This is a genomic window from Paracoccus sp. R12_2, assembly GCF_017744015.1.
Classification (GTDB): Bacteria; Pseudomonadota; Alphaproteobacteria; order Rhodobacterales; family Rhodobacteraceae; genus Paracoccus.
Genome location: NZ_JAGHRA010000015.1, coordinates 1 through 20,077, shown reverse-complemented (window position 1 = coordinate 20,077; position 20,077 = coordinate 1). Strand labels below are relative to the sequence as shown.

Annotated in this window: 20 protein-coding genes, 1 tRNA gene and 1 pseudogene; 17 read left to right on the top strand and 5 right to left on the bottom strand. The window is 65.0% G+C overall.

The annotated features are described in order from the left end of the window. Window positions 1-188: 188 nt before the first annotated feature. The 3 genes from J7359_RS15700 to J7359_RS15690 are packed head-to-tail and all read left to right on the top strand — an operon-like array spanning window position 189 to window position 2,979. The gene (locus J7359_RS15700; protein WP_209058021.1) at window positions 189-1,196 is read left to right on the top strand and encodes an ABC transporter substrate-binding protein; all 1,008 of its coding nucleotides are present in this window, start codon (window positions 189-191) and stop codon (window positions 1,194-1,196) included. Beyond that, window positions 1,193-2,227 carry an iron chelate uptake ABC transporter family permease subunit gene (locus J7359_RS15695; RefSeq protein WP_209058019.1) on the top strand — a complete coding sequence of 345 codons (1,035 nt, stop codon included), beginning with the start codon at window positions 1,193-1,195 and terminating at the stop codon, window positions 2,225-2,227. Before J7359_RS15700 ends, J7359_RS15695 begins: the two co-directional genes overlap by 4 nt. Beyond that, the gene (locus J7359_RS15690) at window positions 2,224-2,979 is read left to right on the top strand and encodes an ABC transporter ATP-binding protein (protein WP_209058017.1); all 756 of its coding nucleotides are present in this window, start codon (window positions 2,224-2,226) and stop codon (window positions 2,977-2,979) included. The genes J7359_RS15695 and J7359_RS15690 overlap by 4 nt, the downstream gene beginning before the upstream one ends. 140 nt (window positions 2,980-3,119) lie before the next feature. Here the strand turns inward: J7359_RS15690 and J7359_RS15685 are convergent, their stop codons facing one another. Together J7359_RS15685 and J7359_RS15680 are read right to left on the bottom strand one after the other, a co-directional pair. Beyond that, the gene (locus J7359_RS15685; protein WP_209058015.1) at window positions 3,120-3,362 is read right to left on the bottom strand and encodes an FAD-dependent oxidoreductase; all 243 of its coding nucleotides are present in this window, start codon (window positions 3,360-3,362) and stop codon (window positions 3,120-3,122) included. Window positions 3,363-3,564: 202 nt separating this feature from the next. Continuing rightward, window positions 3,565-3,753: a hypothetical protein gene (locus J7359_RS15680; protein ID WP_209058013.1), complete on the bottom strand. Its 189-nt coding sequence runs from the start codon at window positions 3,751-3,753 to the stop codon at window positions 3,565-3,567. Between the two features lie 122 nt (window positions 3,754-3,875). Between J7359_RS15680 and J7359_RS15675 the strand changes: the two genes are divergently transcribed. The 9 genes and pseudogenes from J7359_RS15675 to J7359_RS15645 all read left to right on the top strand — a co-directional run bounded on the left by J7359_RS15675 (window position 3,876) and on the right by J7359_RS15645 (window position 11,984). Next, window positions 3,876-3,965: transfer RNA gene (locus J7359_RS15675), tRNA-Ser, on the top strand. A gap of 372 nt (window positions 3,966-4,337) precedes the next feature. Beyond that, complete coding sequence (locus J7359_RS15670; protein ID WP_209058011.1) at window positions 4,338-4,586, top strand: plasmid stabilization protein; 249 nt, start codon at window positions 4,338-4,340, stop codon at window positions 4,584-4,586. Between the two features lie 2 nt (window positions 4,587-4,588). Further along, window positions 4,589-5,014: a type II toxin-antitoxin system VapC family toxin gene (locus J7359_RS15665; RefSeq protein WP_209058009.1), complete on the top strand. Its 426-nt coding sequence runs from the start codon at window positions 4,589-4,591 to the stop codon at window positions 5,012-5,014. Between the two features lie 31 nt (window positions 5,015-5,045). After that, window positions 5,046-8,177 carry a helicase-related protein gene (locus J7359_RS15660; RefSeq protein ID WP_209058007.1) on the top strand — a complete coding sequence of 1,044 codons (3,132 nt, stop codon included), beginning with the start codon at window positions 5,046-5,048 and terminating at the stop codon, window positions 8,175-8,177. A 13-nt stretch (window positions 8,178-8,190) separates the two neighbouring features. Further along, window positions 8,191-9,357: a hypothetical protein gene (locus J7359_RS20035; protein ID WP_247740458.1), complete on the top strand. Its 1,167-nt coding sequence runs from the start codon at window positions 8,191-8,193 to the stop codon at window positions 9,355-9,357. Continuing rightward, window positions 9,251-10,576, top strand: a complete 1,326-nt coding sequence (locus J7359_RS15655) for a DNA methyltransferase (RefSeq protein WP_247740464.1) — start codon at window positions 9,251-9,253, stop codon at window positions 10,574-10,576. Before J7359_RS20035 ends, J7359_RS15655 begins: the two co-directional genes overlap by 107 nt. After that, a pseudogene (locus J7359_RS20030) lies at window positions 10,500-11,087 on the top strand (DNA cytosine methyltransferase); the annotation flags it as partial. The gene J7359_RS15655 and the pseudogene J7359_RS20030, both read left to right, overlap by 77 nt. A gap of 202 nt (window positions 11,088-11,289) precedes the next feature. After that, a complete protein-coding gene (locus J7359_RS20025) occupies window positions 11,290-11,772 on the top strand; it encodes a hypothetical protein (RefSeq protein ID WP_247740472.1) in 483 nt (160 codons plus the stop codon). Then, window positions 11,769-11,984 (top strand): hypothetical protein, encoded by a 216-nt coding sequence (locus J7359_RS15645; protein WP_209058003.1) that lies wholly within the window; start codon window positions 11,769-11,771, stop codon window positions 11,982-11,984. Before J7359_RS20025 ends, J7359_RS15645 begins: the two co-directional genes overlap by 4 nt. A gap of 28 nt (window positions 11,985-12,012) precedes the next feature. Here J7359_RS15645 and J7359_RS15640 read toward each other — a convergent pair whose 3' ends face one another. The 3 genes from J7359_RS15640 to J7359_RS15630 all read right to left on the bottom strand — a co-directional run bounded on the left by J7359_RS15640 (window position 12,013) and on the right by J7359_RS15630 (window position 13,683). Next, the gene (locus J7359_RS15640; protein WP_209058001.1) at window positions 12,013-12,603 is read right to left on the bottom strand and encodes a poly-gamma-glutamate hydrolase family protein; all 591 of its coding nucleotides are present in this window, start codon (window positions 12,601-12,603) and stop codon (window positions 12,013-12,015) included. A 151-nt stretch (window positions 12,604-12,754) separates the two neighbouring features. Then, window positions 12,755-13,315 carry a DUF3489 domain-containing protein gene (locus J7359_RS15635; protein WP_209057999.1) on the bottom strand — a complete coding sequence of 187 codons (561 nt, stop codon included), beginning with the start codon at window positions 13,313-13,315 and terminating at the stop codon, window positions 12,755-12,757. A 95-nt stretch (window positions 13,316-13,410) separates the two neighbouring features. Next, window positions 13,411-13,683 carry a hypothetical protein gene (locus tag J7359_RS15630; protein ID WP_036751164.1) on the bottom strand — a complete coding sequence of 91 codons (273 nt, stop codon included), beginning with the start codon at window positions 13,681-13,683 and terminating at the stop codon, window positions 13,411-13,413. A gap of 111 nt (window positions 13,684-13,794) precedes the next feature. On the opposite strand from J7359_RS15630, the gene J7359_RS15625 reads away from it, so the two are divergent. The 5 genes from J7359_RS15625 to J7359_RS15605 are packed head-to-tail and all read left to right on the top strand — an operon-like array spanning window position 13,795 to window position 19,972. Then, entirely contained in the window at window positions 13,795-14,391 is a 597-nt protein-coding gene (locus J7359_RS15625) for a hypothetical protein (RefSeq protein ID WP_209057998.1), read from the top strand. After that, window positions 14,339-16,345 carry a phage terminase large subunit family protein gene (locus tag J7359_RS15620; RefSeq protein WP_209057996.1) on the top strand — a complete coding sequence of 669 codons (2,007 nt, stop codon included), beginning with the start codon at window positions 14,339-14,341 and terminating at the stop codon, window positions 16,343-16,345. Before J7359_RS15625 ends, J7359_RS15620 begins: the two co-directional genes overlap by 53 nt. A gap of 2 nt (window positions 16,346-16,347) precedes the next feature. Beyond that, the gene (locus tag J7359_RS15615; RefSeq protein WP_068765903.1) at window positions 16,348-16,557 is read left to right on the top strand and encodes a hypothetical protein; all 210 of its coding nucleotides are present in this window, start codon (window positions 16,348-16,350) and stop codon (window positions 16,555-16,557) included. Next, window positions 16,557-18,113, top strand: coding sequence for a phage portal protein (locus J7359_RS15610; RefSeq protein WP_209057995.1), 1,557 nt, complete (start codon window positions 16,557-16,559; stop codon window positions 18,111-18,113). Before J7359_RS15615 ends, J7359_RS15610 begins: the two co-directional genes overlap by 1 nt. Before the next feature lie 5 nt (window positions 18,114-18,118). Continuing rightward, entirely contained in the window at window positions 18,119-19,972 is a 1,854-nt protein-coding gene (locus J7359_RS15605) for a prohead protease/major capsid protein fusion protein (RefSeq protein WP_247740457.1), read from the top strand. Window positions 19,973-20,077: the final 105 nt, after the last annotated feature.

Here is a 20,077-nt window from a genome sequence, read left to right as displayed (position 1 = left end):
GTTGCGTGGACCCGCGACCACATGTGAGGCCACGCAGGTCGTCAGCCTTGGTCATGCCTGACGCAAAGAGTCCGAGAGGCCCCTTCAACAACGCCCCGCAGGCCCCGAGTAGTTGACTATTTTAGTTGCCGCCCGGTGGCCACGGTGCTATCCGCCGCGAAACACGATCCAGCTATGGACGGCGGACCATGAACCTTACATCACGTTTCCTTCCGGCAGTTCTTGGCGCCATCGCCTTCGCGGCGCCTGTGCATGCCGAGCCGACGCGCTATCCCCTGACGCTGCAGAATTGCGGGGTCGAGATCACGGTCGAGCAGGCGCCGCAGAATGCCGTCGCCCTGGGCCAGAACAGTGCCGAGATCCTGCTGATGCTGGGCCTTCAGGACCGGCTGGCCGCCTCGGCCTTCTGGCCGACGAAGGTGCTGCCGGAACTGGAAGAGGCCAACGAACAGGTCGAGATCCTGTCCGTCGAACTGCCCACCCTGGAAGGCATCCTTGCCAAGGAACCCGACTTCGTGGCGGCGCAGCTGCCGCTGTTGCTGGGCGACGAAAGCAAGGTCGCCAAGCGTCAGGATTTCGCGGATCTGGGCATTCCCAGCTATCTGTCGCCGGGGATCTGCAACACGCGCGACGACGCCGGCGACATCTATGGCAGCCGTGATCAGCTGTGGAACATGGGCCTGCTCTATCAGGAAATCGACGAGCTTTCGCGAATCTTCGACGTGGCCGATCGGGGACAGGCGCTGATCGAACAGTTCAAGCAGCGCGAGGCAGACCTGCGCGCCCGGTTCGACAAGGACGAGGACACGACTTTCCTGTTCTGGTTTTCCAGCCCTTCGGCGGCCGATGACGCCTATCTGGGCGGCCGGAACGGCGCTTCGGGCTTCATCGCCGATCTGTTGGGCGGCAGCAACGCGATCACGACCAAGGCCGAATGGCCCACCGTCGGCTGGGAAGGGATCATCGCCGCCGATCCGACCTATATCGTCGCTGCGTCGCTGGACCGGAACCGGTGGGATCTGGATCGGGCCGAGACCAAGATCGAATTTCTGACCACCGACCCGTCGGTCAGCCAGATGCCCGCCGTCAAGCAGGGGAACATCCTGACCATGAACGGGGCCGCGATGAATCCGACCATCCGCACCATCTATGGCGCCGAGGAACTTGCCCGGCAGTTGGAATCCCGCCAGGAATGAGCACGGTCGCCCTGCCCGGCCGGGGCGGATTCGCCGCCCTGGTCGCCGTGTCCCTTGCGGCCCTGACGCTGGCCGTCGGCCTGGCCGTCAGTATCGGAGAGATGCGCATTCCGCTGCCCACGGTCGGATTGTCGCTGGCCCGCCACCTGGGCTGGTCGCAGGCCGAGGTCAGCCGCATCCAGGACAGCGTGATCTGGGATCTGCGGCTCAGCCGCGCACTGGTCGCCGCGCTGTGCGGGGCGGGGCTGGCCATGTGCGGCGCGATCCTGCAATCGCTGCTGCGCAACACGCTGGCCGAACCCTACGTCCTGGGCGTGTCGGCCGGGGCCTCGACCGGCGCGGTGGCGGTGATCATCCTGGGTGTCGGCGCGGGCGCCGTCTCGCTCAGCGCCGGGGCCTTTGCGGGGGCGCTGGCGGCCTTTGCCTTCGTGGCGCTCTTGTCGAACGGCGGACGCGGCGGGCCCGACCGGACCATCCTGGCGGGGGTGGCCGCGGCGCAGCTGTTCAACGCGCTGACCGCCTATATCGTCACCACCTCGGGAAATGCGCAGCAGGCCCGGGACGTGATGTTCTGGCTGTTGGGCAGTTTCGGCGGCGTCCGCTGGCCCGAGTTCCAGCTGCTGGTGGTGGTCATGCTGTTCGGGCTGGCCATCTGCATCTGTTATGCCCGTGCGCTGGACGCCTTTACCTTCGGCGATGACGCGGCGGCCTCGATGGGCATTGCCGTGGGTCGCGTGCGTCTGGTGCTGTTCGTCACGACCGCACTGATCACCGCAACGATCGTCAGCATGGTCGGATCCATCGGCTTTGTCGGGCTGGTCGTGCCCCATGCGGTGCGCTTTCTGGTCGGGCCGGGGCATATGCGGCTGCTGCCGGCCTGCGCGGTCGTCGGCGCTGTCTTCATGGTGCTGGCCGATATCGTGTCGCGCAGCATCATGACCCAGCAGACGCTGCCCATCGGCATCGTCACCGCGCTGGTCGGGGTGCCCTGCTTTTCGCTGATCCTGTATCGCGCGAGGCGCCCGGAATGAGCATTGCCGCCGCCAATCTGTCCTGGAGCGTGGGGCGCAAGCAGATCCTGCACGACGTTTCGCTGTCGGTCCGGCCAGGCACGATCCTGGGGCTGCTGGGGCCGAACGGGTCAGGCAAGTCGTCGCTGCTGCGGTTGCTGGCCGGGCTGCGCCGCCCCGACCGGGGCCGGGTGACGCTGGACGGGCGGGACATCGGCCGCATGCGCCGGCGCAACCTGGCGCAGCGCATCGCACTGGTCCAGCAGCATTCCGCGACCGAGATGAACGTCACCGTCCAGGATGTCGTCATGCTGGGCCGCACGCCGCACCGCGCGCCGCTGGCCGGATGTTCGGCCGCCGACATGGCTGCCGTGGATCGCGCGCTGGATCAGGTGGACATGACCGCCTTTCGCCGCGCCAGTTGGCAGAGCCTGTCCGGCGGCGAACGCCAGCGGGTCCAGATCGCCCGCGCGCTGGCGCAAGAGCCGCGCGAGTTGTTTCTGGACGAGCCGACGAACCATCTGGACATTCAGCATCAGCTGGAACTGCTGCGCCTGATCTCGACCCTTGGGCTGACCAGCATCGTCGCGCTGCATGACCTGAACCATGCGGCGATGTTCTGCGACCGGCTGCTGGTGCTGGAACAGGGCCGGGTCGTCGCGGACGGTCCCGCCGCGCAGGTCCTGACCCCTGCCCTGCTGGGAAGCGTCTTCCGGGTCGATTGCGATTTTCACCACACGCCGGACGGGCGGCGTCACATCCTGTTTCGCTAGGCGACGCCGGCAGGCTTGCGGTGACCGTATTGAGAGGCTGGTCGGGGATGCCGCGCGCCTCGATCAGCAGGCAGGCTTGATCGGGGATGAAACGTGTCAGGATCGCCCTCATGATGGACAGCTTGGAAATTGCGGCGAAACTAAGCGATGTTGCGTTCGATCATGCCGATGCCCCCCCCATCGAAAGCATGATGCCGTTCGCGCGCCTTCGGAGGGCCAAACAGATTGATCGCGACCGGGTAGCTGTTGCCGTTGTTCAGACGCCCGCTGTTGCGCCCCGAGGCAGCCGCGCCCTCCGACGCGGCCTCCGACACGGCGACGGATTTCCCCGCCATCGCCCGTCGGCGGGCAACGCCGAGGCCCGTGAAGCCCGCACCGGCCACCGCCGCGTCACAGTCGCCCGCGACCGGTCCTGCCGCTGCCCCGGCAAGGGGCGCCGCGCTGTCCTGTCAATAGGGGACAGCCAGACGACCTCCGGCAAGCCGCCGATATCGGCAATCGAAGTATAGCCCTGATACGGATAGGCCGGTTCATAGCCGCGGTCGACCCAGACCTTCTGGTCGATGTCCAGAACATGGGCGGTCATCAGCGCATGGCGAACGCTGGACGACACATGACAGACGTCATTGGGTCCACATCCGAGCTTGTCCTATATTCAAAGCCGTTCATCTGCGGCTTGTAGGTGGCGGCCTCTTGGGCGGTGATGGGGCGGGAAGTGTGAAACGGCGCTTCTTCATCGGAATCGCTTTTTCCATCCTGCCAGGAAAATTCCACGTCCGAATCCCCTTCTCCATGCGGAGGATTACCGAGCAGCGTACCTATCCCAATCCCAATGCTCGAAAGTTGTGGGCAGAAGGCCCTTGTCTCCGCCAAGCGCGCCCAATATACGGAGCGGCGGAGACGTGGCCGAGTGGTCGAAGGCACACCCCTGCTAAGGGTGCAGGCCCGAAAGGGCCTCGAGGGTTCGAATCCCTTCGTCTCCGCCACTTGCCCCCGCGAAAGCGTTCTCACGATACGGCTCCGGCCGGATTTTTCCGTTGTTTTCGGGGGTTATGCGGGTGGGGCTGAACACTGGCCCCGGCGCCAAGCGGCCCGCGAGTGGTCTCTAAGGGCCGATATTCTCCGGACCTGATGACTGCGCCGTTCCGGTGAATTTCTTTTAAGGCTATGAAAATGAAGTGTTTTTTGGCAAGCCTCGCCGAACACTTCGATTTCAGGGACACGCTTCGAGAGGGAACAGAAATCGAACTCATTATCGGAGGCTCGTTCTGCTTTCACTGAACGAAAACTAGTGCCGCGCTATGGCTTGATTGCAATGCAATCGCCGCCTAGCATCGTCCCGATGGTCGGGGAACTTCATGGCAAGCATTACAATTCGCAACCTAGAGGACGATGTGAAGCGCCGCTTGCGCATTCGCGCTGCCGAGCACGGTCGGTCGATGGAGGAAGAGGCCCGCGAAATCCTGCGCCAGGTTGTTGGCCAGGAAAGGCCCGCCCACAACCTCGCGGCCGCGATCCGGGCCCGGATCGCGCCCCTGGGCGGGGTGGAGCTGGACCTTCCCCCGCATGAGCCCATGCGTCAGCCACCCGCGTTCGATCAGGCGTAAACATGATCATCGTCGATACGAATGTCGTCTTCGAGCTTCTACGCCCGACCCCGGAACCGCGGGTCGAGGGGTGGCTCGCCGCCCAGGACGGGCTCGATATCTACCTGACCGCGATCTCCGAGGCCGAGTTGCGCTACGGTGTCGCGATCATGGATAACGGCAAGCGCCGCGACGGCCTGGCAGACGCAATCGATCGCATCCTGCGCGACGACCTGGCAGGGCGGGTACTCGCCTTCGACTGTGCCGCCGCCGAGGCCTATGCCACCATTGCCGCCAGCCGGCGTGCTGCCGGCCTACCGATCGCGCAGGCGCATTGCCAGATCGCTGCCATCGCGCGCACACGCGACGCTACCGTCGCCACCCGCAACACCCCTGACTTCGAAGGCTGCGGCGTCGACCTGATCAACCCCTGGGGTGAGGTGTTGTGATCAGTTTTTATTCAGAGATTAGGATTATTTGATGCCGAAGAGAGAAAGCCACAAGGCCGGCAGCGAGCTGTTCATCGTCGACAATAGCGCCGATGAATGGAAGGCGCTCCGATACCTGCACGACTGGTGCCAGCTCTCTAAATCAATCGATATTGCAACGGGATATTTCGAGATCGGCGCCTTGCTCGCGCTCAGCGACGAATGGCAAAAAGTCGATCATATCCGCATCCTGATGGGGGATGAGGTTTCAAAACGCACCAAGCGCGCATTCGAGGCCGGCCTTCAGGAAATTGCCTCCCGCCTAGACAGAAGCATCGAGCAGGAAAAGGAAAAGAACCACTTCCTCAGAGGTGTTCCAGCAATTGTCGAGGCGATCCGGTCGGGCAAGATCGAGTGCCGGGTTTATAGGAAGGACAAGTTCCATGCCAAAGCCTACATCACACATGCCCGGCTCGAAGTGGTTGGATCATCCGCACTTGTTGGCTCCTCTAACTTCACTGTCCCAGGGCTCACCCAGAATATCGAACTGAACGTCCAGATCACGGGCACGCCGGTTGCCGTCCTGCAGGAATGGTATGAGGAACGCTGGGAAGAAGCCGAGGACGTTTCGGTCGAAGTCCTCAAGACGGTTGAGCGCCACACCCGCGATTACCCACCGTTCGATGTCTATGCGCGATCGATGCAGCTTTATTTCGCCGGACACGAGGAGACCGCCACCGAATGGGAGAAGAATTCCTCAAGGCTGTACCCGATCCTCGCAAAATACCAACGGGATGGATATGGGGCGCTGCTTAAGAGGGCTGCGAAATACGGCGGTGCTTTCCTGTGCGACGGTGTTGGTTTGGGCAAGACCTTCATCGGGCTCATGCTGATCGAACGGTTTGTCCAGTATGAAAACAAGAACGTCGCACTGTTCGTGCCGAAGTCGGCCAAGTCGCCAGTTTGGGAGCGGGAGCTCAGGAACCGGCTGCCGGAAGTGTTCAAGGGGTTCAGTCGGCTGAAAATCTTCAGTCACACGGATCTGATGCGCGAGAAGATGCAGGAAGAACTGGAGCAAGTCAAAGCCCAGGCTGATGTCATCATCATCGATGAGGCGCATCACTTTCGAAACACCGGCACCCGTGGTGAAGAGGGTGCCAAGCGCAAATCCCGCTACTGGCACCTGTATGATCTCGCTGAGGGCAAGGAACTTTACATGCTCACGGCCACGCCGATCAACAACAGCCTGCTGGATTTTCAGCACATGGTCGAGTTGTTCTCACGACACCGTGCAGATCACTTCGCCGATGCGCCGCTCGGCATCCATTCGCTCGCGGGACACATCCGACAGTTGGAACGATCGATTGAGCGTCAATTGCGAGCGAATGGGGATGAGGAGGTTGCTGAGATCAACGCCGCCGACATTGGCGACTTGTTTGCGACAGACTCCCTATTTGATGCGCTCGTCGTTCAGCGGAGCCGAAGCTATGTGAAGGCGAGTATGCAGCGCGAAGGCGGAGGCGCAGTTGTCTTCCCTGAGCCGCGCAAGCCAAAGGTGGCGCACTACTCGGTCAAGCAGACCTATGGGAAGCTGCTCGACATGGTTGCTGATGCCTTCCACAAACGTGTTCCGCTCTTCACCCTCGGCATCTACAACCCGTATGCCTACTATAAGGGCGATGATCCCGAGATCGTCCCCGCCATGGAGAAGGGCCGCCGGAAGCAGGTGGTGGCGCTGATCCGAACAAATTTCCTGAAGCGCTTTGAAAGCTCAGCAGAAGCTTTTCGCCTGTCATGTTGGCGCCTGCTCTACAAGCTACTGGCCTGGTTGGACGTGAATGCGGAAACCGACCATGAACGGGAGGCAGTAGAGCGCTGGAAGCGGCGCAATGGAAAGCTGATAGGATACAAGCCGCAGCTTGACTTCCTTGATGAAGCGGAGGGCGAAGAGGACCTCTATCCCGAGGAGTTGCGCGACGCGGTTGAGAAGCTTGACCCCAACGAATTCGATATCGAGAAGATCGTCCACGACACGATCCAGGACTTAGACCAGCTCGCGGACTTCCTGAGCGAGCTTGAAAAGTTCAAGCCTTCTCAGGACAAGAAGCTGAACGAGCTTAAGAAGCTGCTGAAGAATGATCCGATCCTGAAGGATCATAAGGTGATCATCTTCTCGGAATTTGGTGAGACGGCACGCTATGTTGCGGCCCAGCTAGCGGAGGCCGGCATCGAGGGCGTCGATCAGATCGACAGTGGCACAAAGGGGGATCGGTCGCGGGTCATCCAGCGGTTCGCACCCTACTACAATGAGTCGAGTTCCCCTGACCTCGTGAAACGAGGCTTGAGCGAGATCAGGGTGCTGATATCGACCGATGTGCTGTCGGAAGGTTTGAACCTTCAGGACGCCACTCGGCTGATCAACTATGACCTGCACTGGAACCCCGTGCGCCTCATGCAGCGGATCGGCCGCGTTGATCGCCGCATGAACCCAGAGATCGAGAAGAGGATACTCACGGATCACCCGGACCAGAAGGATCTGCGCGGGACCGTAGGCTACTGGAACTTCTTGCCGCCGGACGAGCTCGATGACCTCCTTCGGCTCTATAACCGTGTGTCGCACAAGACGCTGCGCATCTCGAAGACGCTCGGTATCGAGGGCAAGAAGCTGCTGCGCGAGGACGATGACTATGAGGACCTCCGCAACTTCGCCGAGCAGTACGAAGGCATCGCGAGCCCGGACGAGCAGATGCACTTGGAATGGCAGGATCTGCTTGCCACCGATCCTGAACTAGAGGCGCATCTGTCCAGCCTGCCTGACTCGGTGTTTTCCGGCAAACAGCACTCGAAGCGCGGTGCCCGTGGCGTCTTCTTCTGCTACTCGCGTCCGGCCCATGATCGCGAAGCCTCGGAGCGAGACGGTCAGGACGTCTGGTCTGCGGAGGCCGGCGACGTGAAGTGGTATCTGGCGGATCTCGAAAGCGATGCGATCTTGGAGGACGCCTCCCGGATCATCGAGTTCGTGCGTTGCGATCCCAAGACGCCCCGGCGTGTTCAGATCGATCAGGAAAAGCTTTCGGCGGTGCGAAAGTCAGTCGAGAAGCACATCGCGAAAACATACTTGCGCAAGGTCCAGGCCCCTGTCGGCGTGAAGCCGATTCTGAAGGCGTGGATGGAATTGAATTGAGGGTGATTTTCTGATGGCAAATGTTAGCGCCGCCGATCTCGACAGGGTTTCGAACTTCGAGCAGTTGGTCGAGCTTCTGCGCGACAAGCTGGAATGGCCGATCGGCGAGGATTACGGCTTTGATGATGTCGTCTTCGAATATGAAGCCAGCGAGCTTGGACTGAAAAAAGACGAGACTGCCAGCATTCGCGAAATCCATCAGCTGCGCCCGCTGGCGACCAACCAACCCTGGGGTATTTTCTTCATTTCGATGGAGAACAAGGCAATCCCCGTGACCGTTCTGCGCCGTATCTTGAAGGCGTTGGTGGTGAAGAAGCGCTCAGGGGCGCAAACGGCTGATCGGCGCGCCTGGGATAAAAGCGACCTGATATTCGCGGCCAGCTTCGGGAAGTCGGGCGCGCGCGAGCTGGCTTTCATCCACTTCTCTGACGGCAAGACGGCTGGCGACCTCCCCGTCATGAAGGTGCTCGGCTGGAATGCCCAGGATACACGCCTTCACAACGAGTATGTGGCGAAGCTCCTGCGCAACAGGCTGATCTGGCCTGATGATCACGAGGACACGCAGCAATGGCGGGCAAACTGGGCGTCAGCGTTCGAGTTGGGCCTGAACGAGACGATCAAGACCTCCAAGGAACTCGCCACGCGTCTTGCCGAGCTTGCCTCGGACATCCGCGCCCGGGTCAACCAGCTGCTGAAGGCCGAAGACGACACTGGCCCCATGACCACGATGCAGGCAGCATTCCGCAAGAACCTCATCCATGACCTGGACGATGATGGCTTCGCCGACATGTTCGCCCAGACCATTGCCTATGGCATGCTGGCAGCGCGGATTTCGCGCCCCGCGGGCATCATTGCCGACAACCTGGCCGACATGGTGCCGAAGACAAACCCATTCCTGAAGGAGTTGTTCGGCAACTTCCTTAAGATCGGAGGGCGCGACGCTGGACCCCGCGTGGAGTCCGGTCCGGTATCCGGAGTCCGGAAGCCACCGGCATCCACCCGACCGAGGAACCTTGCCCATCATGACGCTGAGCTTCGCCCCGGACGCGATCGAGACCTGGCCGCTTGCGCGCCTGCAGCCCTACGCGAAGAACGCGAAGGCGCATGGCGCGGATCAGGTCGCGAAGATCGCCGCCAGCATGGCCGAGTTCGGCTGGACCGTGCCCTGCCTCGTTGCTGAAGACGGAGAGCTGATCGCGGGGCACGGGCGCGTGCTGGCCGCTACGCAGCTCGGGCTGACCGAAGCGCCGGTGATCGTGCTGGGCCACCTGACCGAGGCGCAGCGCCGGGCGTACCGGATCGCGGACAACAAGCTGACCGAACTCGGCACCTGGGACGAGGCGCTGCTGTCGGCGGAACTGAACGAACTGTTGGCCGAGGATTTCGACCTGTCGCTGGTCGGGTTTTCCGACGGCGAGTTGGACAAGCTGCTGGCCTTCGTGCCGGAGGGGGACGGTGAAGAAGGTGGCGCCGGGGGCTCCGTGCCGCCGGTGACCATCCCCGAACCCCCGCGCAACCCGGCCTCGCGCACGGGCGATCTGTGGATCCTCGGCGACCACCGTCTCCTGTGCGGCGACAGCACGAGCCACGACGATGTGCGCCGCCTGATGAATGGCGAGCGGGCGATCCTGTTCGCGACCGACCCGCCGTATCTGGTGGACTACGACGGCTCGAACCATCCGACTCGCAACAAGGACTGGTCCGCGTCCTACGGCACGACCTGGGATGACAGTTCGCAGGGGGCCGAGCTTTACGACGGCTTCATCGCGGCTGCCGTAACGGAAGCCATCGCCGAGGACGCCGCCTGGTACTGCTGGCATGCCTCGCGCCGTCAGGCGATGCTCGAGGCCTGCTGGGAGAAAGCCGGGGCCTTCGTTCATCAGCAGATCATCTGGGTGAAGGACCGCGGGGTTCTGACCCGCTCCCATTACCTCTGGAAACACGAGCCCTGTTTCATGGGCTGGCGCCGTCCGAACCGCCCGCCGAAGGTGGCCGAGGAAACGCTGCCATCGACATGGGCGCTGCCGAGCTTCGCCAAGGACGACCGGCCCGACCACCCGACGCCGAAACCGCTCGACGCCTTCGGCATCCCGATGCGCCAGCACGTCGCCCGCGGCGGCCTGTGCTACGAGCCCTTCTCGGGGTCCGGCTCGCAGATCATGGCGGGCGAGGCCAACGGCCGGCGCGTCTTCGCGATGGAAATCAGCCCGGCCTATGTCGATGTCGCCGTAGAGCGCTGGCAGGCCGAGACCGGCCGCGACGCGATCCTCGACGGCGACGGTCGGACCTTCGCGCAGGTGAGGACCGAGCGGCTGGGCGACGATGCCGAGGCCCGGGCCGATACGCTGGACCTGGACGCCGCACCCGAACCCGCGCGAAAGCGCAAGACAGCCGCGTGACATGCATGACCTGGCTTTACCTTCCTCCGGAAGCGCTTCCGGGGCCAGAGACGCATGCCTCTTCGGCCTTTCCCTATGCTCCGGCGCTGGCGGACTCGACCTCGGGCTCGCCATCGCCATCCCCGGATATCGTGCTGTGGGCCATGTCGAACGGGAAACCTACGCCGCAGCCACTCTCGTGGCGCGGATGGAAGACGCGTCCCTGGATCGCGCGCCTCTCTGGGACGACGTTGCCACCTTCGACGGCCGTCCTTGGCGCGGCGCGGTGGACATCGTCACTGCGGGCTATCCGTGCCAGCCGTTCTCCGTCGCGGGCAAGCGCCGGGGTGCAGACGATTCGCGGCACCTCTGGCCGCATGTCGCCCGGATCGTTGGCGAGATCGAGCCGCAGTTCGTCTTCCTCGAGAATGTCGCCCATCATCTCCGCCTCGGCTTCCCCGAAGTCGCCGCAGGACTGGTCGGCATGGGCTACCGCCTTGCGGCAGGCCTCTTCACGGCGGCGGAAGTCGGCGCGCCCCACAAGCGCGAACGTCTCTTCATCCTCGCAATCCGAGAAGGAGACGAGCTGGCCAACCCCGCGCGCCTGCTCTGGTACCCGGTCGAGTGGCGGCAACCGGACGGAGCTGCTACGGCTCTGGCCGACGCCCCGCGCCAGCGCCAACGAGAACCGGCAGACCAAACCGACGCCATCACAGGCCGCGGGGCAGCACGGCATGAACCTCGCGACGACGGCAGCGCTCTGGCCGACGCCGCAGATCGACAGTTTCCGCAGCCGGGGTGGCGAGCGGAAGGCCGAAAAGGGTCTGGATCGGATGGCGCGGGACTGGCCGACGCCGATGGCGAACGACGGCTGCAAGCCGAGCGCGGGCAAGCGCAAGTCGGCCGATCTGACCCATGCGGCAGGATTGTGGATGACGCCGACGGCCCGCGATCACAAGGATGGCGCGACGAGCCTTGCCAACACGCCGGTGAACGGCCTGCTTGGCCGCCAGGTCCTGGTGAAGCCGATGGCTGGGAGCGATTCCTCCGAGGCACGCCGGACCTTGAACCCGCTGTTCGTCGAGGCGCTGATGGGCTGGCCCACCGGGTGGACCGGCTTCGCCTCTGTGGTAACGGCGTGGTCCCCCTGGTTGCAGCGCATGCGCTGCGAACTCTCGCGGCTGAACTGCTGGCCGATGGATGAGGCGGCGACATGAAGCAGACTCGCCTCATGTCGCTCGTGGAGTCCGTCGCCAACGTGATCGTCGGCTACGGCGTCGCCGTCGTCACGCAGATCCTGATCTTCCCGATCTTCGGGCTGCAGACGACGCTGGCGCAGAACCTGAAGATGGGCGCGGTCTTCACCGTAGTCAGCATCGTGCGGTCCTACGTCCTGCGGAGGCTGTTCGAGGCGATTCGGGTGCGTTAGCCTTCCGGCAGCTGTGCGGATGAAGCGGTCAGTCTTGTTCAGGCGAAAACGTCCTTCTGATTGCCTCGGAGAACGCGCTAAGACGCGCAAAATTTGCCTTGAGTTCATTCCGAAGTGACTTCGGAACTTCAAGCTGAACGCCACTCCCTTTGCGCCCTCGGTTACAAATGTTGTTTGGATGAGCACCGGCAAGATCCCCTGTCTGAATCTCAACGGAAAAACCGGCAAGTTTAAGTTGCTTTCCCATCTCTTCCAGAGTCGGAACGTCCAGTCCGCCCAACCAAACAGTTTCGGGATCGTCACGGTCGCTGCGGCCATGGATTGCAACAACAACTTCGCATTTTTCTGCAGCATCAATAGCCTGCGACTCGTCATACTTGTGAGATGTGATGTGCAAATCGCCGTGCGGCCTTGTCCGAAGACCCTCGAAACAGTAAAGTGACAAGGCACCTCCGGCGATGTCAAATGCAATCTCGGATGTCCCTGGCTCAATTCTTCCTCCATGAGGTGCCATGATCAAGACGTCCGAACCTCTATCCTCGACCACTATGCGGTAATCAATTCCGCGTTTTTCTTGTGCAAAAAGCTGTTTGAAGCTAGAATATTGGTCGTTACTCATTTCGGCTCTCCCAAAGGATCAGTCTTCCCAGACTGGTGAATACATCGCCTGTCTGCAATGGGCTCTTCATGTCGATTTCGTCCCGTTTTGGGTATGATCGACCGCCGCCCCGGGTGGGACGGCGTCAATGTGGTGTTGCCCAGCTGAGCGATCAGTCAGCGGGCAGCCTATAGATCCTACCGCGCCCCTCGACCTTTTCCGAGGTCACTTCGAGCCCGAGCTTCTTCTTCAGCGCCCCGGCCATGGCACCCCTGATCGTATGCGCCGCCCAGTTGAGGGCAACCATGATCTCCTCGATTGTCGCGCCGTCCGGTGCGCGCAGCATGGCGATCAGCTTGGCCTGCTTGGTGCCCTCGCGTGGCGTGCGCGTCTTGGGCGCGGCCTCCGGTTTGTTGGGGGTGTCCGGCCCGGGCTCCTCGGTCGCGCTCGCAGGCGCGGTGTCCGCGTCCTCGGGCTCGATGCCGATGGCGGCGAGGCCTGCGTCGGTGGCGACCAGCGTGACGCCGTGGCCGTCGCCGGTCTCTCGCCAGATAGGCTCGCCCTTGCGCAGGTCGGCGTCGACCTCCTCGAGGAAGCCCTTGGCGAGCATCGCGCCGACCACCTTGGCGGCGGCGCCACCCCGCAGGCTCTCGGGCAGCGGCAGGGCGATGTGCTCGGGTCGCTGCGCGGCGGCGCTGAGGATGATGGCTTGGGTATCGGAAAGCTTGGTCATGGGGTCGTCTCCGTATTCGGGCCCGCGTCATGCGGCGCCTTCTACGACCCCGAGCCGCGCAGGGCGCGCGGCGGGAGTTCCGGCAGCGCCGGAGATCAGCGGGCGTGTTCGCCCTCGCCGAAGGCGCTGTCGGTGATGCGCTTCAGGAGGCTGGCGTAGTGTTCGAGGGTACCGACCATGGCCCAGCCCGCCTCGTCGGGGGCGCAGTTGAAATGGTCGTCGCTGAGCGCCTGCAGGCGGGCGAGCATCTCGTCGATCTCGGCCTTCTTGCCGATGAAGGCGGCGAGTGCCGCTTCCTTGTTCCGGCGCGCCTTTTCGGCGCGGAGTTCGTGGCGCGGCGTGGTGATCGGGTTCAGTCGGGTTGTCATCGTGGTGGCTCCTTGGTGAGTTGCATCGCTTCGTTGGACTGACGTTCGCTCCGGTGGCGACGCTTATCAACTCGATAAGCGCCTGACTTTGAATGATAATCGGAGCCGTCGATGCAGGGCATGAGCGAGCGCCAGTACGCCGCCCATGTCGGGCTGTCGCGCGGCGCGATCCAGAAGGCGAAGATCGCCGAGCGGCTGGTTCTCTATCCCGACGGCAGCATCAACGCGGCGGCCAGCGACGCCAGGCGTGCCGAGACGACGGACCCGTCGAAGACGAGAAAGCCGCCTGCGCCGAAGCTGAAGCCTGTCCCCGAGGCGGCGGTGGCGGCTGTCGGCGATACGCTGCGCGAACAGGGGCTGGCGGTTCCGGCGGTGGGCGGCGGCACCACGTTCCTGCAGGCCAAGACCGCGAACGAGGTGCTGAAGGCCCAGGAACGGCGCATCCGGCTCCAGAAGCTGAAGGGGGAGTTGATCGAGCGGGCCCGGGCGCTGGCGCTGGTGTTCCGCCTGGCGCGGGAGGAACGGGACACGTGGGTGAACTGGCCTGCACGCGCGGCGGCGCTGATGGCGGCCGAACTGTCAGCCTCGTGCAGCGACGCGACGGGCCAGCAGATCACCGTGGAGCCAGCCGCGATGCAGAAGGTGCTGGAGAGACATGTACGCGCCCACCTCGACGAACTCGCCGAGGTCCGGCCCGACTTCCGGTGAGAACGGCGATGGCCTGACGGACTTCGACGGCGCGGGCGAGATCCTGCGCGCCTGGGGCAGCGGGCTCCGGCCCGATCCGGACCTGACCGTCTCGGAATGGGCGGACCGGCACCGGATGCTGTCGGGCCGCGCCTCGGCCGAGCCCGGGCGGTATCGCACGGTGCGCACGCCGTACATGCGCGAGATCATGGACCGGCTGTCGCCCGGCGATCCGACACAGCGGATCGTGTTCATGAAGGCCGCGCAGGTCGGCGCGACCGAGGCGGGCAACAACTGGATCGGGTTCGCCATCCACCAGGCGCCGGGTCCGATGCTGGCGGTCCAGCCCACGGTCGAGCTGGCCAAGCGCAACTCGCGCCAGCGGATCGACCCGCTGATCGACGAAAGCCCCGAGCTGCGGGAGCGGGTGAAGCCCGCGCGATCCCGCGATGCGGGCAACACGATGCTGTCGAAGGATTTCGCGGGCGGCATCCTGATCATGACGGGGGCCAACTCGGCGATCGGGCTCCGATCGACCCCGGCGCGGTACATCTTCCTCGACGAGGTCGACGCCTATCCGGCCTCGGCCGACGAGGAAGGGGATCCGGTCACGCTTGCCGAGGCGCGGTCGCTGACCTTCGCCCATCGGCGCAAGGTGCTGCTGGTCTCGACCCCGACGATCCGGGGGCTGTCGCGCATCGAGCGCGAGTTTGAGGCGAGCGACCAGCGGCGGTACTTCGTGCCGTGCCCGCATTGCGGCGCGATGCAGTGGCTGAAGTTCGACCGGCTGCGCTGGCAAAAAGGCGGTCCGGAGACGGCGGAATACCACTGCGAGGGCTGCGACGCGGCAATCGCGGAACACCACAAGACGGCGATGCTGGAGGGCGGCGAATGGCGGGCAACCGCCACGGCCGCCGATCCGACCACGGTCGGGTATCACCTCTCGGCGCTCTACTCGCCGATCGGCTGGCTGAGCTGGGAGCGGATCGTGCGGGCATGGAACGCGGCACAGGGGTCGGACGAGGCGATCAAGGCGTTCCGGAACACGATCCTCGGCGAGACATGGGTCGAGACCGGGGAAGCGCCGGACTGGCAGCGGCTCTACGACCGCCGCGAGCGCTGGACATCCGGCACGGTGCCCGCGGGCGGGCTGTTCCTGACCGCCGGTGCCGACGTCCAGAAGGACCGGATCGAGGTCGATGTCTGGGCCTGGGGCCGTGGCCTCGAAAGCTGGCTCGTCGATCATGTCGTCATCGAGGGCGGGCCGGATCGGCATGACGCATGGTCGGAGCTGACCGCGCTGCTGGATCGAAGCTGGCCACATGAACGCGGCGCGCATCTCAGGATCGCGCGGCTCGCCATCGACACCGGTTACGAGGCCCCGGCGGTCTATTCCTGGTCGCGGGCGCAGGGGTTCGCACAGGTGTCGCCGGTCAAGGGTGTCGAGGGGTTCAATCGTTCCAGCCCGGTGTCGGGACCGACATTCGTCGATGCGACCGAGGGCGGCAAACGCCTGCGGCGCGGCGCACGGCTCTGGACCGTGGCGGTGTCGACCTTCAAGGCCGAGACCTACCGCTTCCTGCGGCTGGCGCGGCCGACCGAAGAGGAGATGGGCGACGGGGCGGAGTTTCCGCCCGGCTCGGTGCATCTGCCGCATTGGGTCGAGAACGAATGGCTGAAGCAGTTCGTTGCCGAACAGCTGGTGACGGTCCGCACGAAACGCGGCTTCGCCCGGCTGGAATGGCAGAAGCTGCGCGAGCGGAACGAGGCGCTGGATTGCCGGGTCTATGCCCGCGCCGCCGCCTGGATCGCGGGCGCGGATCGCTGGTCTGAGGCGAAATGGCGCGACCTCGAGGATCAGCTCGGGGCGGCCCCCACCGACACCGATCCCGCCGGGCAGATCAACCGGCCGGGACAGGCCCCGCAGGGCAAGCGCCGCTCCGACTGGCTCGGACGGCGCGGAGGATGGTTCTGAACATGACCGACTGGACAGAGAGCGAGCTCTCGGCGCTGCGCCGGGCCTATGCCAGCGGAACCACCCGGGTCAGCTATGACGGCAAGTCGGTCGACTACGGCTCCGCCGAGGATCTGCTCGCCCGCATCCGCACCATCGAGCGCGCCATCGCGGGAACGACCCGGCCGCTGCCGGTGGCCGGGCTCGCGGGCTTCTCGCGCGGGGACCGGTGATGTCGGCGACCTGGTTCGATCACGCCATCGCCACGGTGGCGCCGCGCATGGCCGCCCGCCGCGTGATGGCGCGTCAGGCGTTCGAGACCCTGACGCGGGGCTATGACGGCGCCGCGCGCGGGCGTCGCACCGAGGGCTGGCGTGCGCCGGGATCCTCGGCCGACACCGAGATCGGCGTCGCCGGAGCCCTGTTGCGCGACCGGATGCGGGATCTGGTGCGCAACAACCCGCATGCGGCCAAGGCCGTGGCGGTGCTGGTGAACAATATCATCGGTGCGGGCATCATGCCGCGCGCGGCCAGCGGCGACGACAAGCTGGACCGGAAGGTCGACGCGCTCTTCGAGCGCTGGACGGCGGAGTGCGACGCCGACGGCCAACTCGACTTCTACGGGCTGCAGACGCTGATCTGCCGCGAAATGGTCGAGGCGGGCGAGGTCCTGGTGCGCCGCCGACTGCGGCGCGCGAGCGACGGACTGCCGGTGCCGCTGCAACTGCAGGTGCTGGAGGCAGACTTCCTCGACGCCACGAAATCCGGCGTCCTCGGCGCGGGGCGGCTGGTCCAAGGGATCGAGTTCGACCCGGTCGGCAAGCGCCGGGCCTACTGGCTCCATGCAGAACATCCCGGCGACGCCTATGGCGCCTTTCAGAACGGTCTGCAGAGCCGCCCGGTCCCGGCGAGCGAGATCGCCCATGTCTACGAGAAGCAGCGCACGCAGGCGCGCGGCGTCCCGTGGGGCGCGCCGGTGATCCGCAGCTTGCGCGATCTCGACGACTACGAGGTGGCCGAGCTGGTCCGCAAGAAGACCGAGGCCTGCGTCACCGCCATCGTCTTTGGTGACGACGAGGCGCAGCAGGGCATCGCGCCCTCCGTGGTCGATGCCGACGGCAATCGGGTCGAGCAGTTCGAGCCGGGGCTGATTGCCTATGCGCGGGGCGGCAAGGACATCCGGTTCAACCAGCCCGCCGCCACAGGCGGCTACGGCGAATACAAGCGTGCGAGCCTGCACACGATCTCGGCCGGGTTCCGGGTGCCCTACGAGCTGCTGACCGGCGATCTCAGCCAGGTGAACTATTCCTCGATCCGGGCAGGGCTCGTCGAGTTCCGCCGCCAGATCGACGCCGTGCAGTGGCAGCTGTTCATCCCGATGTTCTGCGCGCCCGTCTGGCGGTGGTTCACCGAGGCTGCATGGGCGGCGGGCCAGATCCCGTCGCCGACCGTGCCGGTGGAATGGTCGCCGCCCAAGTTCGAGGCGGTCGATCCGCAGAAGGACGCGATGGCGAACCTGCTGTCGATCCGCTCCGGCACCATGACGCTGGCCGAGGTGATCGCGAAACAGGGCCGGAACCCCGATGCGGTGCTGGCGGAGATCGCCGCGACAAACGCCAAGCTCGACGCGCTGGGGCTGGTGCTCGACAGCGACCCACGCCGCGTCACCAAGACCGGCAGCGCGCAGAGCAGTGACGCGGCGACCGATCCGGCCGCCGAAGAACCCGACACCGACGACCCGGCCGCCGACGCGGAAACCGATACGGCGCAGGCCGACCAACAGGACTGACCTTCATGGACACGATGATCGAACTGCCGGCCATGCGCCGGTCGGCGGAGCTTGCGCCCAACACGGCCGACGCCGACAGCCGCACCGTCGAGGTGGTCTGGTCGGCCGGGGCGCGCGTCCGTCGCGCCACCTTCTTCGGCGAGCCCTATGACGAGGAACTCAGCCTCGACCCCGCCCATGTCCGGCTCGACCGGCTGAACGCGGGCGCGCCGTTCCTGAAGGTGCATGAGCTCGACACGCTTGATGCGGTGATCGGCTCGGTCGTGCCGGGTTCGGCGCGGATCGAGAACGGGCGGGGCATCGCGCTGGTGCGGATCAGCAAGCGTGCCGATGTCGAGCCAATCTGGCGCGACATCCAGGCCGGGCACATCCGCGCGGTCTCCATCGGCTACCAGGTCCACCGCTTCGAGGTCTCGAAACCCGAGGCCGCGCGCGAACTCTGGCGCGCGGTGGACTGGACGCCGTTCGAGGTCTCCGCCGTCGCGGTCGGCGCCGACCCCGCCGCGGGCTTCCGCGCCCAGCATCCCCTCCACGACTGCGTCCTTCACCGCCGGGACGCCCCCACAGAGCAAGGAGCATCCCAGATGACGGACAAGACCCAGACCCCGGCGAGCGACGCCGCAACCCCCGCCACCCAGCCGACCGAGCCGGTCGAAACCGAGGACACCATCATGACCGAGCCGAAAGCGGCTGCGCCGGACCCGAAGGTCGCGGCCAGCGAACCGAAGGTCCACGCAAGTGAGACGCGCAGCCAGCCGAAGACGCAGGCCACTCCCGCGCCCGACACCGAAGCGGTCGCCACCAACGCCCGCGAGGCCGAGCGCGACCGTGTCTCCACCATCTACGATCTGGCCGGGCGGCTGAACCTCGAGCGCGGCTTCGCCGAGGATCTGGTGAAACGCGGCGTCAGCGTCGACGAGTCCCGCCGCCTGATCCTCGACCAGGTCGCGGCGAAGTCGGACGAGACCCGGACCTTCCCGCACGTTTCCGTACCGCTCGGCGGCCGGGACGAGCGCATCACCCGCCGCGACGCGGTGGCGAACGCGCTGCTGCACCGCTACAGCCCGACGCTGTTCCAGCTTGAAGATGCGGCCCGGCAGTATCGCGGCATGACGCTGCTGGAGCTCGCCCGCGAAAGCCTCGGCAATGCCGGGGTGAACACGCGCGGCCTGTCGCGTGACGAGGTGGCGACGCGCGCGCTGCACTCGACCTCGGACTTCCCCGAGATCCTCTCGGCGGTCACCAACAAGACCCTGCGGCAGGCCTACGAAGCCTATCCCCGCACCTTCATGCTGTTCTGCCGCCAGGTGCTCGCCACCGACTTCAAGGCGATGCACCGGGTGCAGCTCGGCGAGGCGCCGCAGCTGCTCGAGGTCGGCGAGAGCGGCGAGTTCAAGCGCGGGACGCTCGGCGAGAGCAAGGAGAGCTACAAGGTCAAGACCTATGGCCGGGTGGTCGCGATCACCCGCCAGACGCTGATCAACGACGATCTCGACGCCTTCACCCGGATCCCGGCGATGTACGGCAACTCCATCGCGCAGCTGGAGTCGGACGTGGTCTGGGGCATCATCACCGCCAACCCGGCCATGGCCGACGGCAACGCGCTCTTCCACACCACGCACAAGAACCTCGCGGGCACCGGCGCGGCGCTCGACGTGAGCAGCGTGGGTGCGGCCCGCGCGGCGATGGCCAAGCAGACCGGTCTCGACAAGAAGACGGTGCTGAACGTCCGCCCCGCCTTCCTGATCGTGCCCGCCTCGCTGGAACTGAAGGCCGAGCAGCTGGTCGCGCAGAACCTCGTGCCCGCCGCGACCTCCAGCGTGGTGCCGCAGTCGATCGGTAATCCCCCCCGATCTTAACGGGATGCGGAAGTAGAATTTTCTCGGCAGGATGACTGAGGAGATTCCGATGAAGAAGACACGATACACAGAAGCCCAGATCATGGGTGTGCTGCGCCAGATGGA